Source organism: Acidimicrobiia bacterium (genome assembly GCA_040878325.1).
Classification (GTDB): Bacteria; Actinomycetota; Acidimicrobiia; order Spongiisociales; family UBA11373; genus JAUYIV01.
Map to the genome: position 1 here is coordinate 129,543 of JBBDMM010000018.1, position 15,656 is coordinate 145,198.

General features: G+C 67.1%; 19 protein-coding genes. 13 read left to right on the forward strand and 6 right to left on the reverse strand.

Annotated elements, in window-relative coordinates; translation table 11 throughout:
* Nucleotides 1–18: 18 nt before the first annotated feature.
* The 4 genes from arsB to WD184_10915 are packed head-to-tail and all read right to left on the reverse strand — an operon-like array spanning nt 19 to nt 2,753.
* Entirely contained in the window at nt 19–1,146 is a 1,128-nt protein-coding gene (gene arsB / locus WD184_10900; GenBank protein ID MEX0827245.1) for an ACR3 family arsenite efflux transporter, read from the reverse strand.
* Complete coding sequence (locus WD184_10905; GenBank protein MEX0827246.1) at nt 1,143–1,391, reverse strand: thioredoxin family protein; 249 nt, start codon at nt 1,389–1,391, stop codon at nt 1,143–1,145. The genes arsB and WD184_10905 overlap by 4 nt, the downstream gene beginning before the upstream one ends.
* A 7-nt stretch (nt 1,392–1,398) precedes the next feature.
* Entirely contained in the window at nt 1,399–2,460 is a 1,062-nt protein-coding gene (locus WD184_10910) for a permease (protein MEX0827247.1), read from the reverse strand.
* On the reverse strand, nt 2,457–2,753 hold the full coding sequence (locus WD184_10915) for a metalloregulator ArsR/SmtB family transcription factor (protein MEX0827248.1): 297 nt from the start codon (nt 2,751–2,753) through the stop codon (nt 2,457–2,459). Before WD184_10915 ends, WD184_10910 begins: the two co-directional genes overlap by 4 nt.
* A gap of 277 nt (nt 2,754–3,030) precedes the next feature.
* Between WD184_10915 and WD184_10920 the strand changes: the two genes are divergently transcribed.
* The 8 genes from WD184_10920 (at nt 3,031) to WD184_10955 (ending at nt 8,668) form a co-directional block, all read left to right on the forward strand.
* Complete coding sequence (locus WD184_10920) at nt 3,031–3,282, forward strand: hypothetical protein (GenBank protein MEX0827249.1); 252 nt, start codon at nt 3,031–3,033, stop codon at nt 3,280–3,282.
* On the forward strand, nt 3,276–3,587 hold the full coding sequence (locus tag WD184_10925; GenBank protein ID MEX0827250.1) for a type II toxin-antitoxin system PemK/MazF family toxin: 312 nt from the start codon (nt 3,276–3,278) through the stop codon (nt 3,585–3,587). The genes WD184_10920 and WD184_10925 overlap by 7 nt, the downstream gene beginning before the upstream one ends.
* Before the next feature lie 162 nt (nt 3,588–3,749).
* Complete coding sequence (locus WD184_10930) at nt 3,750–4,208, forward strand: hypothetical protein (GenBank protein MEX0827251.1); 459 nt, start codon at nt 3,750–3,752, stop codon at nt 4,206–4,208.
* Nucleotides 4,209–4,371: 163 nt separating this feature from the next.
* On the forward strand, nt 4,372–5,277 hold the full coding sequence (locus tag WD184_10935) for an SDR family NAD(P)-dependent oxidoreductase (GenBank protein MEX0827252.1): 906 nt from the start codon (nt 4,372–4,374) through the stop codon (nt 5,275–5,277).
* Nucleotides 5,278–5,317: 40 nt separating this feature from the next.
* A complete protein-coding gene (locus tag WD184_10940) occupies nt 5,318–5,884 on the forward strand; it encodes a 5-formyltetrahydrofolate cyclo-ligase (protein MEX0827253.1) in 567 nt (188 codons plus the stop codon).
* On the forward strand, nt 5,881–7,587 hold the full coding sequence (locus WD184_10945; GenBank protein ID MEX0827254.1) for a phospho-sugar mutase: 1,707 nt from the start codon (nt 5,881–5,883) through the stop codon (nt 7,585–7,587). Before WD184_10940 ends, WD184_10945 begins: the two co-directional genes overlap by 4 nt.
* Nucleotides 7,584–8,195, forward strand: coding sequence for a hypothetical protein (locus WD184_10950; GenBank protein ID MEX0827255.1), 612 nt, complete (start codon nt 7,584–7,586; stop codon nt 8,193–8,195). Before WD184_10945 ends, WD184_10950 begins: the two co-directional genes overlap by 4 nt.
* Nucleotides 8,192–8,668: a YbaK/EbsC family protein gene (locus tag WD184_10955; protein ID MEX0827256.1), complete on the forward strand. Its 477-nt coding sequence runs from the start codon at nt 8,192–8,194 to the stop codon at nt 8,666–8,668. Before WD184_10950 ends, WD184_10955 begins: the two co-directional genes overlap by 4 nt.
* Before the next feature lie 65 nt (nt 8,669–8,733).
* On the opposite strand, the gene WD184_10960 is transcribed toward WD184_10955, so the two are convergent.
* Complete coding sequence (locus WD184_10960) at nt 8,734–10,029, reverse strand: aminotransferase class I/II-fold pyridoxal phosphate-dependent enzyme (GenBank protein ID MEX0827257.1); 1,296 nt, start codon at nt 10,027–10,029, stop codon at nt 8,734–8,736.
* Between the two features lie 136 nt (nt 10,030–10,165).
* Between WD184_10960 and WD184_10965 the strand changes: the two genes are divergently transcribed.
* The 5 genes from WD184_10965 to WD184_10985 all read left to right on the forward strand — a co-directional run bounded on the left by WD184_10965 (nt 10,166) and on the right by WD184_10985 (nt 14,261).
* The gene (locus tag WD184_10965) at nt 10,166–11,494 is read left to right on the forward strand and encodes an adenylate/guanylate cyclase domain-containing protein (GenBank protein MEX0827258.1); all 1,329 of its coding nucleotides are present in this window, start codon (nt 10,166–10,168) and stop codon (nt 11,492–11,494) included.
* Between the two features lie 186 nt (nt 11,495–11,680).
* Entirely contained in the window at nt 11,681–12,334 is a 654-nt protein-coding gene (locus tag WD184_10970) for an ATP-dependent endonuclease (GenBank protein ID MEX0827259.1), read from the forward strand.
* A 193-nt stretch (nt 12,335–12,527) separates the two neighbouring features.
* A complete protein-coding gene (locus tag WD184_10975; GenBank protein MEX0827260.1) occupies nt 12,528–13,280 on the forward strand; it encodes an RIO1 family regulatory kinase/ATPase in 753 nt (250 codons plus the stop codon).
* Nucleotides 13,281–13,357: 77 nt separating this feature from the next.
* Nucleotides 13,358–13,747: a VOC family protein gene (locus tag WD184_10980; protein ID MEX0827261.1), complete on the forward strand. Its 390-nt coding sequence runs from the start codon at nt 13,358–13,360 to the stop codon at nt 13,745–13,747.
* Between the two features lie 82 nt (nt 13,748–13,829).
* Entirely contained in the window at nt 13,830–14,261 is a 432-nt protein-coding gene (locus WD184_10985) for a hypothetical protein (GenBank protein MEX0827262.1), read from the forward strand.
* 364 nt (nt 14,262–14,625) lie between these two features.
* Here the strand turns inward: WD184_10985 and WD184_10990 are convergent, their stop codons facing one another.
* Nucleotides 14,626–15,636, reverse strand: coding sequence for an NAD(P)-dependent alcohol dehydrogenase (locus tag WD184_10990; protein ID MEX0827263.1), 1,011 nt, complete (start codon nt 15,634–15,636; stop codon nt 14,626–14,628).
* Nucleotides 15,637–15,656: the final 20 nt, after the last annotated feature.

Consider the following 15,656-nt stretch of genomic DNA (forward strand, 5'->3'; position numbering starts at 1 on the left):
CACCCGCACCCGGCGACGTTACCGCTGGCGCCCGACTCTTCCAGATGACTCCGGTTCCCGATCGGATTCGCTCTCGGCGCTCGCCGGGTAGAAGCGATGGCGTGCCCACAGGGCGACGTAGACGAGCCCGACCAGGACCGGCACCTCGATCAATGGGCCGACCACCCCGGCGAGCGCCTGACCCGAGGTGACCCCGTAGACGCCGATGGCCACCGCGATCGCCAGTTCGAAGTTGTTGGACGCCGCGGTGAAGGCGATCGAAGCGTTGCGGGGGTATTCGATCCGCATCCGCAATCCGATGGCGAACGACACCACCCACATCACGAAGAAGTAGATGAGCAGTGGCAGAGCGATGCGGGCGACATCGAAAGGCTTGGCGGTGATCGTCTCGCCCTGGAGGGCGAAGAGCACCACGATGGTGAACAGCAACCCGTAGAGGGCCCAGGGTGCGATGCGAGGGATGAAGCGCTCCTCGTACCACTCGACCCCTTTGGCCCGCTCGCCCCATACCCGCGTGAGCCACCCGGCTACCAGGGGGATGCCTAGGAAGATGAGCACGATGCGGGCGATTTCCCACAGCGACACATCGAGCGTGTCGGTGTCGAGACCCAGCCAGGTGGGGAGCAGCTGAAGGTAGAAGTAGCCGAGCAGCGAGTAGGCGACGATCTGGAAGATCGAGTTGAGAGCCACCAGCACCACCGCGGCTTCCCGGTCTCCGCAGGCGAGGTCGTTCCAGATGAGCACCATGGCGATGCAGCGGGCCAGTCCGATGATGATCAGCCCGGTGCGGTACTCGGGCAGGTCGGGCAGGAGCAGCCAGGCGAGGGTGAACATCAAAGCGGGGCCGATCACCCAGTTGAGTACCAGGGAGAGGGTGAGCATCTGCCGGTCGGCGGCCACCTCGGTCACCTTCGAGTACCGCACCTTGGCCAGCACGGGGTACATCATCGCCAGCAGCCCGAGGGCGATCGGCAGCGACACCGAACCGATCTTGATCGTGTCCAGCGCGTCATTCAGCGCGGGGAACAGCCGCCCGAGGCCGATTCCCATCGCCATGGCGAGGAGGATCCACGCCGGCAGGAACCGATCCAGCACCGACAGGCGGGCGAGAACCGCCTGCTCCTCGACGGGGTGTGCCGAGGTCACGACCCGGTTCCGGCGAGGATCGTCATGAGTTCCGCCACCTTGGGCACCCGTCCACTGAACACCACCCGATCGTCGACGACGAGGGCGGGGGTGCTCATCACGCCGTATCCGGCGATCTGGATGTAATCGGTGACCATCTCCACTGTCCCGTCCGCGCCCAGTTGGGTGAGCGCTTCGTTGGTCCGGTCCTCGAGGGTGTGACAGCTGGCGCATCCGGCGCCGAGCACTTTGATATGCACAATCATGTCCTTTCTACAGCACGGCGTTGAACAGGTAACCAACGGCGAGGATGCCCACTGCGACGACTCCGACGAAGATCGCCAGCAGCCGCGGCTTGAGGACCCTTCGCAGCAGCACCATCTCGGGGAGCGAGAGGGCAACCACCGACATCATGAAGGCGAGCGAGGTGCCCAGGGCCACCCCCTTGGCATGGAGCGCCTCGACCAGGGGAATGGTGCCGGCGGCGTTCGAATAGAGGGGGATCCCGACCAACACCGCCACCGGGAGGGCGAGGGGATTGTCGGGTCCGGCGTATCGAGCGAAGAAGTCCTCCGGGGCCCACCCGTGGATCACCGCGCCGATGCCGATACCGGCGAGGAGGTATGGCCAGACGCGACGGAAGATCGCCGCCATCTCCCGGCGGCCGATGGCGAACCGTGCCTGCCACGAGAGATGCTGACCCGCCGCACCCGCCCCGCCGACCCGCGCCTCGTATACGAACCCTTCGACCCACCGTTCCAGACCGAGCCGCCCGATGGTGACACCGGCGGCGAGGGCGATGGCGAGGCCGGCAGTGATGTAGAGGGCAGCCACTTGCCATCCGAAGGTGCCGCCGATCAGCACCACCGCCACCTCGTTGACGAGGGGGCTGGCGATCAAGAAGGTCATGGTGATCCCGAGGGGCACCCCGGCCGCCACGAACCCGATGAACACCGGGACTGCCGAGCACGAGCAGAAGGGGGTGGCGACGCCGAGGACCGCGGCCAGCGCGTACCCGGCGATTTGGTGGCGACCACCGAGGAGTTGCCGGGTGCGCTCGACGGAGATGAAGGTCCGCAAGACGGCGACGGCGAAAATGATCCCGCTGAGGAGCAGGGCGATCTTCACCGAGTCGTACAGGAAGAAGTGGACCGACCCCGCGAGGTGGGAGCCTGCTTCCAAGCCGGCGAGGTCGTGGACCGCCCAGTCCCACAGTGGGCGATTGCCGGCGTACGCGGCAACCCAGATGACCGTGGCGACGGCCAGCCCGAGCCATGGCGACCTGCCCGTCGACCGGCGCGCCGGCAGTCGGTCTTCGATGGCAGTACCGCTCATGAGCCGCGCTCCGACGGGATTGCCGACCGCAGGCGGTCGAGCGTCTCGGGGGCGAGGCAGTAGTCGACCCACCGCCCTCGTCGCTCTCCGACGATGAGCCCCGCTTCCCGCAGCACCCGTAGGTGATAGGACAACAGGTTGGGGGCGACCTCGATCGCCTCCAGCAAGTCGCAGACGCACTGGTGCCCGTCGACCAGCGCCGCCAGCACCCGCAGCCGGATCGGGTCGCCCAACGCCGAGAAGCCGTCGGCCGCCGATTCGATGGTTATCGATTCAACATCGGCTGAAGTCATGACCCGATCGTGTCAGGCCAGCCCTGCAGGGGATATGGGCGAAGGTCCCTATTTGCGTGGAATACACCGCGCCAGGCCCCATCACCGGTCCCCCCGGCGGGGCCATGTCTAGGAGCAGCTCAAGCCCTCGGAAACCCTGTCGAGAGTTGGCCGTTGCTCAGGTCCCATTCCCGGATCACACCACCAGGCATCGGTGGTCAGTGATCGTGGAGCCGTAAGGGTGATGGAACGGCGAACGACCTTCTCATGTTGGTATACGTTGCGTATACTCATCGGTATGACAACCCCAATCCCAACTCGATTCACCGACGAGGAACTCGCACTCATCGACGAACTCGTGACCAGAGGCATCGGAGACAGCCGATCGGCGGTGATCCGCCGCGGCATCCATCACCTCGCCGATGCCGTTCGCCGAACTCAGATCGGTGAAGCCATAGCGCAGTCGTATCGCGAACAGCCCCAGAGCGCCGAGGACGACGCCCTCGCCATGGCCAGCGCCATCGCAATGACGGAGGCGGAGCCGTGGTAGCCCAGACCGAACTCTGGTTGATGGAGACCCCCAACCAGAAGCGCAGACCGGTGCTCGTAGTCACCCGCGACGAGGTCATCGCGGTCCTGAGCAACATCATCGTGGCTCCCATCACCAGCACGATCCGCGCCATCCCCACCTGTATTCCGGTCGGACCGGACGAAGGCATCGACCACGACAGCGTGGCCACCTTCGACAACCTCGCCGCCGTGCCCAAATCGGTGCTCACCACACGCCTCGGCAAGCTCGGCCCCGATGGGCACCGGCGGATCTGCATGGCCCTCGAAGCAGTCGCCAACTGCTGATCAACGCCACCAAGAGCCCCTCGGCACCGGCTGGGAGTTCCCCGCCGTGCAGGTTCCGTTCTGGATCGGGCCATGACGCGGCTGTGGCGCGCAGTCGCCCACTGCCATCTTGTGACGATCCCACACCTTGACGACGACCTAGGCACTCATACACTCGCCGCCATGCACTCAACCACACTCGTCCGCAGCCTCATTGCCTTCAGTCTCGTTCTGGTTGCCGCGTGTGGAGGAGGAAGCGGAGATGGCGGGTCGACGACCACGTCCGCCCTCATCGAGGCTGTTTCGTTCGAGGAGATCGCCGAAGTCCTCGCCGCCGGAGGACTCGTGTGTGAGCCACTCCTCCAGTCCTCGGGGTCGCTAGTCGGCGACGAACCGACCGCGACCTGCGGGACGACCAGCGGTTCGATTTCCCTTGCCCTATGGCCCGAGGGGATCGACGCAGACGGGATGGAGGCCTTCGCCCGCTCGACTCTCTGCTCACGCGTCAGCGCCTGGATGTACGTAGACGTCGTGTCGTGGACCGCGCAACCGCCCGTCGTCAACAACGCCCAGGACCAGGCGCTCTTGGACGCAATCGTCGCCGCCAGCGGCGGCACCATCGTCTCGGTGCCCTGCTCCTGACCGACGAGTGCCGTCAGTCCGACGGGGGCCGTTCCCACCAACGTCACATTGGCGGTTGTCGGAAGTCCCTAGGCGTAGCGGGCTCGTCCGCAGCCGGATAGCCAAGCTCCGACCACTCCCGCCTACCCTTGCCTTCTCGACGGGCGGCAAGAGGATTGAACGCATGATCGACTTTCAGGATCGGGTCGCGCTGGTCACCGGGGCGGGTAGGGGCCTTGGGGCCAGTCATGCCCGCTTGCTCGCTTCCCGCGGCGCCGCCGTGGTGGTCAACGACCCCGGGGTGGCTACCGACGGCACCGCATCGGAGGCTCGTCCTGCTGATGAGGTGGTCGCCGAGATCAAGGAGGCGGGTGGAGCCGCCGTCGCCGACTACGGGAGCGTCTCCGACCCCGAGCAGGCCGAAGCCATGGTGCAGAGGGCGATCGACGAGTTCGGGCGGATCGACATCGTGGTCAACAACGCCGGGATCCTGCGCGACAAGGCGTTCCACAATCTCGAGTGGCCCAACCTCGAGGCGGTCCTCGACGTGCACCTCAAGGGTGCCTTCTTCGTCACCAGGCCCGCCTTTCGGCACATGCGCGAGCAGTCCTATGGGCGGATCGTGGTGACCTCCTCCAACTCGGGGCTGCTGGGCAACTTCGGCCAGGCCAACTACGGCGCCGCCAAGATGGGGCTGGTCGGGCTGATGAACGTGCTGGCCATCGAGGGCGCCAAGTACGACATCAAGGTGAACGCGGTGGCCCCCGTTGCCGCCACCCGGATGACCGAGGACATCCTCGGGCCTATCGCCGAGAAACTCGACCCGTCGCAGGTTTCGCCGGTGGTCGCCTTCCTCTGCTCGGAGGCGTGCCCGGTGACCGCCGAGGTCTTCTCGGCGGCAGGTGGGGTGGTGAGCCGGATGTTCGTCGGGCTCACCCCGGGCTGGTTCAAGCATCCCGAGAAGGAAGGTGCCCTCACTCTCGAGGACATCGCCGAGCACTTCGACGAGATCCGCGACGAGACCGGCTACATCGTCCCCGCCTCCAACCAGGACGAGCTGCAGAAGCTCGCCCCGCTGCTCTTCTCGTGAGAGGGCCAGCGGACTCGCCCGCCAGCACGCCAGCCACCAAGTGACTCCCGGCGAAACCGATACCCCCGGCACAACGGCGGGGAAGGCGGAGTGGCGGCAGTGGGTCCGTCGGGTGCGGGGCGACATCGACTGGCCATCCGTATCCGAAGCGGTGGTCGCCGCCCTTCATGAGTGGATTCCCCCCGACAGCCGGGTGCTGCTCTACGACCCGCTGCCCGACGAGGTCGACCTGCTTCCCCTGGTCGCGTCGTTCGCGACCTTCGTCACCCGCACCCCGGACGATGGGGGGCTGACGGTTCATCCGTACGACTCGGTGCGTGAGGTTCATCGTCTCGGGTTCTCCCAGCCGATCGATGGATCGCCGGAGATCGATCCGGCCGACATCGATGTGGTGCTGCTCCCCGGGCTGGCATTCGACCGGGCCGGGGTGCGGTTGGGCAGGGGAGGGGGCCATTACGACCGGCTGCTTCCCCGGCTGCCGCCCGACTGCGCGCTCGTCGGCGTCGCCTCCGATGCGGTGGTGGTCGATCGGCTTCCCCGAGAGGAACACGATGTGCTGGTCACCCATCTAGCGACCGAATCCGGCGTGGGTATGGTCCGCCGATGACCGCCGACCTCGTCGCCGCCGCCCGGACCTGGATCGCCGGTGATCCCGATCCGATCACCCGGGCTGAGTTGGAGGCGCTCCTCGACGACCCGGAGGCGCTCGAAGACCGCATGGGAGCCGTCCTCCGCTTCGGCACCGCCGGCATCCGTGGCCAGGTGGGGGCCGGGTCGAATCGGATGAACCGGGCCACGGTGATCCGGGTCACCCGGGGGATCGCCGACTATCTGATTGCCCGTGGCCGCGGTGCCGGGCCGGTGGTCGTCGGGTTCGACGGGCGCACCGACAGCGAGCAGTTCGCCGAAGACGCCGTGGGGGTGTTCGCCGCCGCCGGCATCCCCACCCGCTGGTTCCCGGCGGTGACCCCGACACCGCTGGTGGCGTACGCCGCGCTGATGGAGGGGGCGGAGATGGCGGTGGTGGTCACCGCCAGCCACAACCCGCCCGCCGACAACGGGTACAAGGCGTACGACGCCAACGGCGCCCAGATCATCCCCCCGGTCGACACCGACATCGCCGCCGCCATCGACGCGGTCGGCCCCGCAGCCGCGGTGCCCCGGATCGGGGGGGTCTTCGAGGACGGGCACGAGTTCGCCCTCCCCATCGGGCTGGAGGCGGAGGAGCGTTACGTCGAGGAGGTCTTTGCCTTCCGGGGCGATCCCCCCGCGGGCGCCCCGATCCGCCTCGCATATACCGCCCTCCACGGGGTGGGCGGCCCATTGGCGATCCGCATCCTCGCCGCCGGCGGCCACGGCGACGTCCATGTGGTCGAGGAGCAGTGGGCGCCCGACGGGCGCTTCCCCACGGTCGCCTTCCCCAACCCAGAGGAGCCGGGCGCCCTCGACCTGGCCGAGGCGCTGGGCACCCGGGTGGGGGCCGATGCGGTGCTGGCCAACGACCCCGACGGCGACCGGCTGGGGGTGAGCCTTCCTCACGACGGCGGCTGGACCCAGTTGAGCGGCAATCAGATCGGCATTCTCCTCGGCGACTTCATCCTCGAACGGACTGCCGGCGATGGCCGTCTGGTGGTGAGCAGCGTGGTCTCGTCGCCGATGCTGGGCGCAGTGGCCGCCCACCACGGCGCCCGCCACGAGGTGACCCTCACCGGGTTCAAGTGGATCTGCAACGCCGCCCTGGCGCTCGAGGAGCAGGGCCTGCGGTTCGTCTTCGGCTTCGAGGAGGCGCTGGGATACACCGTGGGCCCGGTGGTACACGACAAGGACGGCTTCTCGGCGGCGTTGTGGTTCGCCGACCTGGTGGCCGTCGAGAAGGCGCGGGGGAGGGCCGTGTTCGATCACCTCGCCGACCTCTATGTGCGAGACGGGCTGTGGGTGAGCGTCCCCCGCAGCGTGGTCCGCGCCGGCGCCGACGGGGTCGAGGAGATCGCCGCCGCCATGGACCGCCTCGCCGGGTCGCAGCCGACGACGCTGGGAGGGCTGGCCGTCACCGGGTTCACCGACTACCGGCAGGGAGCCGCCGACCGCCCCTTCTGGCTCCCCGCGACCCCGCTGGTCGATTTTTCACTCGAGGGCGGCAGCCGGGTGCTGGTCCGCCCCAGCGGCACCGAACCCAAACTGAAGGTGTATGCCGACATCCGGGGGTCGGCCGCTTCGATCGACGAGGTCCCCGCGGCCGAGGCCGAGGCCCGCCGGGTGGCCGCCGCCGCCGGTGACGATCTGCTCGACTTCCTGGGATGGGGTGGGTGAGGCCGCTCGTCGCCCTGGTGCGGCGGGTTCCGGCGGTGGCCTGGTTCACCGCCGCTCATGTGGTGGTGTTCACCATCGTCGGGGTGGCCCGAGGCCAGACCTTCCTGTGGATCTACCTGCCCCTACTGGCGGCTTCTATCGCCGTCGTGGTGTGGATCGATCACAAGTGGGGGCCGATCCCCACGGTGCTGCTGTGGCTGCTGTCGATATGGGCGGCGATGCATCTCGCCGGGGGACTGGCCCCCGACCCCAGCGGCCGACGCGACATCCTCTACAACTGGTGGCTGCTCGACGGATACCTGAAATGGGACCATGTGGTCCACGGCTTCGGCATCGGCGTTGCCACCGCGGTGCTGGCGTACGCGGCGCGTGATACGGATCGTCCCCTGTGGTGGGCGTTCCTGTTCGCCCAGGGGATCGGCGTGGTCAACGAGACAGTCGAGAACATCTTTGCGGCGTTGGTGGAGGGGTCGAACGTGGGGGATGCGGCTAACACGGCCTGGGACCTCGGCTGGCACCTCATCGGTTCGCTGATGGCGATCGTATGGATGAGCAAACGGGGGATTCCGGGCACAGGCCCGGCCCGACCCGAATTGGAGGGTGCATGACGATTCCGGAGGCATCGCAACGGGTGATCGAAGGCGGCCGGGCACTGGGCGTGGAGATCGACATCCACGTGTTCCCCGAAGGCACCAAGACCTCCGCCGACGCCGCCGCCGCCATCGGCTGCGACCTGTCGGCGATCGCCAAATCGATCGTCTTCACCCTCGACGACCGAGAGCAAGTGGTGGTCTTCGCCAGCGGCGACACCAGGATCGACGTGGGGAAACTCGCGGCGGTGGTTGGTGTCGATTCGGTACGCCGAGCCACGCTGGAGGAGGCCAGGGAGGCCACCGGATTCGCCCCCGGAGGCACGCCGCCGTTCGGATACCCCGGCCCGGTCAGGGTGTTCGCTGATGAGGCCTTGCGACGCCACGATTTGGTGTGGGCGGCAGGCGGCACGCCGACGACGGTGTTCCCGATCAAGTTGGAGGAGTTGGTCCGCGCGGCAGGAGCGGAGTGGGTGGAGGTGAGTGAGTAGGCGTGGGCGTGGAGGTTCGAGTCGGCTCTCCGACACCCCCCGCACCCTGGCTCGCGACTTGCCTCTCAGGCCGCGATCCATTCCGCCATGACGTCCGCTGCTTGGATCGTGTTGGTGCAGTACTGCTTGAGGAAGGCCGCGTCGAGCTCCTGGTCGAGGGGGATCGCTTCGGCGGCGGCCAGGGCTCGGGTGCCGTCGAAGTCGACGTAGGAGACCCTGGCGGTCAGTTCTTCGGCGCTGCGCCCGAACGCTGCTCCCGGCAGGAGGGCGACGCCGGTGTCGACGAGCAGTTGTTCGCAGAGATCGGTGGAGGTCCGCACGCCCCGTTCGGCAAGCGGCGCTCGAAGCGGTGAGAAGTCCGGGAAGAGGTAGAACGCCCCCTGCGGACCGGGGACGAACACGCCGGCCGAGCGGAGCCTCTCGGCGAAGGCGGCACCGAGCGCCCGCAGGATGCGCCGCGCATTGACCAGATAGCGGGTGAGTTCACTTCCCCCTTGGAAGGCGCGGACGGCTGCGAACTGGATCGGCGCGCTCGTCGACGTGTAGGTCTCGCTGGCGACGGCCGCCATCGCTTCGCGCAGCCAGCCGAGCGCCCGCGGGAACGTGAAGGTTCCGAGGCGCCAACCCCCGGCGCCACACCACTTGCTGAGACCGCCACTGATGATGGTGCCCTCGGGGTAGAAGCTGGCGATCGAGACATGTCGCCCCTGATGATCGAGTTCGCCGTAGATCTCGTCGGAAAGAAGGATCACCCGGTACCGGCGTGCCACGGCCGCGAGTTCCTGGAGGGCTTCGATGTCGTATGTCTGGCCGGTGGGATTCGACGGATAGTTGAGCAGCACCAGCCGCGGTCGAGAGGGGTCTTCCCGGCAAACGGCGTCGAGTTCAGCCGGCTGCAGCGGCCAGCCGTGTTCGGCGGTGGTCGGCACCCAACGAACCTTGCGTCCGATGATGTGCGCCTGCGGGGCGTAGGACACCCAGCTCGGCGTCGGGATCACCAGGTCGCCGTAGTACACCAACTGGGCGAGGAACATGAGTTCCTTGGATCCCGGCCCGATGAGCACATCGTCGGCAGTGCACCCGATGCCGTACCGGCGCTCGTAGTAGTTCGACACCGCATCCCGGAGGGCGGGAAGGCCGGCAACGTCGAGGTAGTCCTTCTGGTGGGCGTTGGCGCGGAGTTCGTCGACCACGGGTTGGGGGATCGGGAAGGGAGACTGGCCGAGACCGAGCCGGTAGACATGCCGGCCCTCCGATTGCAGCCGCTTGCTCCGCTCGTTGATGGCGAGGGTGGCCGAGTGTCCGAGTCCCCGGACGTTGAGGTTGAGATTGATCGGGTGGGCGAAATCGCCTGAAGCCATGCGGGTCATGGTACGAGAGCACCCCCGATCCCGCAGGAGTCGCTCGTGTCGGTGGTCCGAAGGGTTTGCGGCGACCTCCGCGCCCCAATCGGGCCACCCGAATCCCCGAGCCACCTTCCCCCTACCCTTCCATCCCATGCCCACCACCCGCTACGCCCGCAGCGGTGATGTCAACATCGCCTATCAGGTCGTCGGCGACGGATCGCGCGACCTGGTCTACGTCCCCGGCTGGGTATCGAACATCGAAGTGATGTGGGAGGACCCCGGGCTGGCTCGATTCCTGGAGCACCTGGCCGGGTTTGCCCGGCTGATCGCTTTCGACAAGCGGGGGACGGGACTGTCGGACCCGGTGCCGGTGGAGCATCTCCCCACCCTGGAGACCCGGATGGACGACCTGCGTGCGGTGATGGACGCCGTTGGGTCGGAGCGGGCGACGCTGTTCGGCCACTCCGAAGGGGGCAGCATGTGCGTGTTGTTCGCCGCCACCTACCCGGACCGGGTGGACGGGCTGATCCTCACCGGTTCGTACGCGGCGCGGATTCGCAGTCCGGAGTACCCGTGGGCGCCGACTTGGGAAGAACGCCTCGTCGAGATCGAGCAAACCGAGGCCACCTGGGGCACCGTCGACCCGACCGACTACAACGCCCCGAGCCGCGCAAACGACCCAGCGTTTCGTCAGTGGATGATGCGCTACACCCGCCTCTCCGCCAGCCCACGGGCTGCGGCGGCGCTGTTGCGAATGAACTCGCAGATCGATGTCACCCAGGTGTTGCCCGCACTGCGCGTGCCGGCGTTGCTGTTGTACCGGACCCACGATCCCGACGTGAACGTGGAGGAGGGCCGTTGGATCGCCTCGCGGATCCCGGGGGCACGATTCGTGGAACTCGAGGGGGCCGACCACATGTTCTGGGCCGGTGACAGTGACGTGATCCTCCAGGAGATCGAGGAGTTCGTCACCGGGCATCGTCCCGGGCTGGCGGCCGATCGGGTGCTGGCCACGGTGCTGTTCACCGATCTGGTCGGCTCCACCGAGCGCGCCGCGACCATGGGGGACCGGGCGTGGGGCGATTTGTTGGAGCGGCACCACAAGTTGGTGCGCTCCAGCCTGGCGCGTTGGCGGGGCAGAGAGGTAGGCACCTGGGGTGACGGATTCTTCGCCACCTTCGACGGGCCGGTGCGCGCGATCCAGTGTGCCCGCGCCATCGCAGCCGAAATGAAGTCCCTCGGGCTCGAGGTTCGAGCCGGGCTCCATACCGGCGAGGTCGAAATGGTGGGCGCCGATGTCACCGGACTCGCGGTCAATATCGGGGCCCGGGTGGGCGCATTGGCGGGTCCGGGGGAGGTGCTGGTGTCACGAACGGTGAAGGATCTGGTCGCAGGTTCGGGTCTGGAGTTCGAGTCGCGCGGCCTCCAGGAGTTGAAGGGCGTACCCGATCGCTGGGAGGTGTTCGCGGTCGCGGGGTGAGGGCGGGCCCCGCCCGTCCGTCGCCTGTCGGCAATCGCCAAATCGAATCGTGTTCGCCCTCGATGGCCAGGAACAAGTGGTGGTCTTCGCCCGCCACGTCACCAGGATCGACATGGGCGGGTTGACTGCGATTGCCGGAGCCGATGGAGCGCTATCGAGTCGCCTGTGCGGTGACATACTCCTCGAATGGATCGCACTGAGCGGCGTTCTCGTTCCGACCATGTCCTCGCTGGGTACGCCAGCGGACCTGGGGCGACGAGCCGTGAGCGGGACGCCGCACTCGCTCGCTCCGAGAGCGCTCGCATGGTCATCCTCGTCGAGGGGATCAGCGATCTGATGGCTCTCGATGCCGTCGCCCAGCGCCAGGGGCGCGACCTGGTGCAAGAGGGCATCGTCGTCCTACCCGTTGGGGGCGCACACGCTTTCGGGCGGCACCTCGAACTGCTTGGCGATCATCAAATCGGGCTGAGGTGCCTCGTCGATGAAGCCGAGGAGGCCATCGTTCGGGCTGCGACCACTGCGACTGCAGGGGTCGGGGGCGCCACGAGTCCAGTTGGGGAGCGCATCGACATGTTCGTGTGTGTCGAGGACCTGGAGCACGAACTGATCCGAGCGGTGACACCGTCGAGGGTCGGGGCGATCCTGGAGCGGGAAGCAGATCTCGGGTCGTTCCGGATTCTCCAGAAGCAGCCGGCGTGGCGTGACGGTGATTTGGTGGCGCAGCTGCGTCGATTCCTGGGAGCCGGCGCCCGCCGCAAACTCCGCTACGCCCGGCTTCTGGCTCTCGAGCTCGAACTCGGGGACGTCCCTCGTCCACTTGCCGGCGCGCTGGAGGTCTGATTACTAGTCCGTCGGGCCTGGACTGTCGTCGGCTAGGGTTCGCTCTCGATCCGGGCCTGCCGTCGCCCGGGGAAGGGAGGCCAAAATGAGCACGCTCCTATTCATCGCTCCTTCGCCGCTTCCCGACTTGTTCGTCTGACACTCACTTTCGATCTCCTCGGGATGCGGCTCACGCCCATCCAAAGGAGACCTCTTGTCCGACGACCCGTCTGAGTATTTCATCGACGAGCTGTACATCAGCTCGGTTATCCGACCCATCAAGAGCGGCAAGGAAGCAAACGTGTTGTTGTGCCGCGCCAACGCCGATCTCGCCGGCGCCGACCTCGCCGCCCTCAAGGTCTATGTTCCGTCGGACAATCGGGACTTCCGCCACGACGCCGTATACCGCGCCGGGGAGTGGATTCCTGACGCCCGCGCCCGTCGCGCCATGGACACGAAGACCCGTTTCGGCAGGAAGGTCCAGGCCGGCACCTGGGTGGACCGCGAGTGGCAGGCCATGAGTCGCCTCCACGCCGCGGGCGTTTCCGTTCCGAGACCGATCGCCAGAAGCGACGACGCCATCCTCATGGCCTATGTGGGCGACGAGGACGGACCCGCCCCGCTCCTGCGGGCGTATCGGCCGGTGGACCCGGGCGCGGCCGAACTCCTGCTCGATCAGGTGCTCGCTGCCGCGCGATCGATGCTGCGCCTCGGCATCGTCCACGCCGACCTGTCCCCCTACAACGTCCTGGTGTGGGAGGGTCGAGCCGTCGTGATCGACCTCCCCCAGGCGGTGGACCCATCACAGAACCCGGAGGCCGATGAGCTCTTCCGCCGGGATATCGCCCGAATCTGCACTTGGGCGGCTCGCCACGGCGTGGCTCGTGATGCCCGTGAGGTCGCCGCCGACCTGTGGGAGTCGTGGCGATACGCGGAGAGCATCCCGGAGGACCTGCGCTGGCCGTGAGATGGTGGACTGAGCCTGACCCCAAGCGCCCAGAAACGGGTGTACGCGGCGCGCCGGTCGCCGCGTAGTCTCACGCCGTGGCTATTCGCCTCGATCACACCATCCTCGAGGTCGACGACCTGGCCGAGTCGCTCGCGTTCTATCGAGATGTCGTTGGGTTGGCCCACGGGGGAACGAATGGTCCCTTCGAGGTCATGCTCGTCACTGCTGACCTGGCGATCGATCTCTACGAGGGCCCCGTCGACTCGTCCCGCCACCTGGCCTTCGGCATGGATCGCGACACCTTCGATGCCACCTTCGAGCGGATCCGGGCTGCCGGCATCACATTCGGCAATGGGCCGAGCAAGGCGAGCAACATGAAGGGACCGGGCCGATCCTCCGGGGTACACGGGGCGACCGCGTCCGTGTACTTCGAGGACCCCAACGGGCACATGCTCGAGATCCTCACCTACGACCTGGGGTCCTGAACCCGGCCCGGGTCACCCCGACCAGCATCGCCCGGCGCGTGTAGCCTCGGCTGCTAGCAGCCTCAGCAGAGAGGGGATCGGAATGACTTCCGACGCAACACCACCCGCACCACCCCCGGCGAGTTCGGGCGGGGGCTCGGGCGGCATGGATTTCTCGAGCCTGAGTCAGGGTGAGAAGCTCGTCGGTCTCGGCGCGCTGGCGGTGATCGCGGTGTATGTGATCTTCGAGTTGATCACCGAGGACTACTTCGTCAACTACATCGCGATCCTGCTCGCAGCCTTCATCCTCGGCGTCTTGTGGATGAAGCTGCAGCGCCCGGGCACGAGGTTGGCCGTGCCGCCGTCATCGTTGCTGCGCGTATCCGGCTATCTGCTCCTCGTGTTCGGTGTGGTCCTGTTCATCGACCAACTCAAGGATGACATCTTCGACGCACCGGGAGCGACCGTCGCGGCCGCGTTGATCCTGTACGGAGCATGCGCCCTTGCGGGCTACGGGGCCAAGCAGCTCGACTAGAGAGGTCTGGCAGCGGGTCGTCTTCCCCTGACCCCGCGACGCCCGCGCGAATAGCGTTGCGGGAGCAGGCTTCGAAGCACGCCGGACCGAACTGGTCGAACGACCGGGTACGATCAGCCCTCCGTTCGATCAAGGAGCCGCGCCTGTCCACCTCTCATCTCTGTAGCGGCAAATGGCGTCCCGGGCCGGTCAAGGACTGCCCGAAGCACACGCGCCTCAGCAAGAAGCAGAAGTCGGTGTACCGCAGCGCCGACCAGCAGCCGGGCGGATCGTCGGGCTCAGACGCTGGCAAGTCGTCGAGTTCAGGTTCCAAGGACTGATTGTCAGGCCTTGATCATCCTTCGGTGACGATACCGACTGACCCTCAGACCTCGATGACCACGTTGCCGACCTTTTGGCCCGTCTCCACGAAGCGGTAGGCCTCGACGATTTGGTCGAGGGGATAGGTGCGGTCGATCACCGGCTTGAAGGTGCCGGAGAGGATCTGCTCGCGTAGCCATTGCAGGGTCTCGGTGTCGAGGCTCGGGCCGCCGAACCTCTGGCGGCGGCCGCGGAACAGCTTGGTGATCCCCGCCAAGATCAGCCACCAGGCGAACACCGGGACGAACATGAACGGCGCGTGGAGCAGCGGGCGGTCGGTTGCCACATAGATGCCCTTCGGCTTCAACAGGTGCCGGCACTTGAGGAACGAATACTTTCCCACCGCGTCGTAGACGACGTCGTATCGCTCGCGGTCCTTGGTGAAGTCCTCGGTTTGGTAGTCGATCACCCGGTCGGCTCCCAGTGTCTTGACCAGCTCGAGGTTCGCCGTGCCGCACACCGCGGTCACCTTCGCCCCTTTGGCCTTCGCCAGTTGCACCGCCGCCGAGCCGATCGCCCCGGTAGCGCCGTAGATCAGGATCGAGTCACCCGCCTTCAGGTTGGTGGCGTGGATCATGCTCACCGCGTAGTGCGACCCCTCGGTGCTCGGCGCCGCCTCGACGTAGCTCCGGCCCTCCGGGATCGGCATCGTCAGCGGGCGGCCCGCTTTCACGGTCATGTACTCGGCATGGGCGCCGAAGGTGCCCTCGCACCACCCCATTATTCGGTCACCCGCCTGGAACGCGGTGACATCCTTACCCATCCCCACCACGTCACCGGCGAACTCAGTGCCGAGGATCGGCCTCTTGGGCCGGCGAAGGCCACTGAAGAACCGGATGACAAACGGGCTTGCCGCCCGGTAGCCACAGTCGGTCCGATTCACGGTGGTGGCCCGCACTCGCACCAGCAACTCGTCGTCCTGCGGGGCCGGGACGGCGACCTGTTCGATCCGCACTCGGTCGATCGGGCCGTAGCGGCGGCACACGGCTGCCTTCATCATGGCTGCGGGGGTCATCGTTCTTTCCTCACTCTGGC

What these genes read in the sequence shown, in the direction of transcription:
- WD184_10905 (MEX0827246.1), bottom strand. Translation starts at nt 1,391, where the DNA reads ATGATTGTGCATATCAAAGTGCTCGGCGCCGGATGCGCCAGCTGTCAC.
- WD184_10910 (MEX0827247.1), bottom strand. Translation starts at nt 2,460, where the DNA reads ATGAGCGGTACTGCCATCGAAGACCGACTGCCGGCGCGCCGGTCGACG.
- WD184_10915 (MEX0827248.1), bottom strand. Translation starts at nt 2,753, where the DNA reads ATGACTTCAGCCGATGTTGAATCGATAACCATCGAATCGGCGGCCGAC.
- WD184_10920 (MEX0827249.1), top strand. Translation starts at nt 3,031, where the DNA reads ATGACAACCCCAATCCCAACTCGATTCACCGACGAGGAACTCGCACTC.
- WD184_10930 (MEX0827251.1), top strand. Translation starts at nt 3,750, where the DNA reads ATGCACTCAACCACACTCGTCCGCAGCCTCATTGCCTTCAGTCTCGTT.
- WD184_10935 (MEX0827252.1), top strand. Translation starts at nt 4,372, where the DNA reads ATGATCGACTTTCAGGATCGGGTCGCGCTGGTCACCGGGGCGGGTAGG.
- WD184_10945 (MEX0827254.1), top strand. Translation starts at nt 5,881, where the DNA reads ATGACCGCCGACCTCGTCGCCGCCGCCCGGACCTGGATCGCCGGTGAT.
- WD184_10955 (MEX0827256.1), top strand. Translation starts at nt 8,192, where the DNA reads ATGACGATTCCGGAGGCATCGCAACGGGTGATCGAAGGCGGCCGGGCA.
- WD184_10960 (MEX0827257.1), bottom strand. Translation starts at nt 10,029, where the DNA reads ATGGCTTCAGGCGATTTCGCCCACCCGATCAATCTCAACCTCAACGTC.
- WD184_10965 (MEX0827258.1), top strand. Translation starts at nt 10,166, where the DNA reads ATGCCCACCACCCGCTACGCCCGCAGCGGTGATGTCAACATCGCCTAT.
- WD184_10970 (MEX0827259.1), top strand. Translation starts at nt 11,681, where the DNA reads ATGGATCGCACTGAGCGGCGTTCTCGTTCCGACCATGTCCTCGCTGGG.
- WD184_10985 (MEX0827262.1), top strand. Translation starts at nt 13,830, where the DNA reads ATGACTTCCGACGCAACACCACCCGCACCACCCCCGGCGAGTTCGGGC.
- WD184_10990 (MEX0827263.1), bottom strand. Translation starts at nt 15,636, where the DNA reads ATGACCCCCGCAGCCATGATGAAGGCAGCCGTGTGCCGCCGCTACGGC.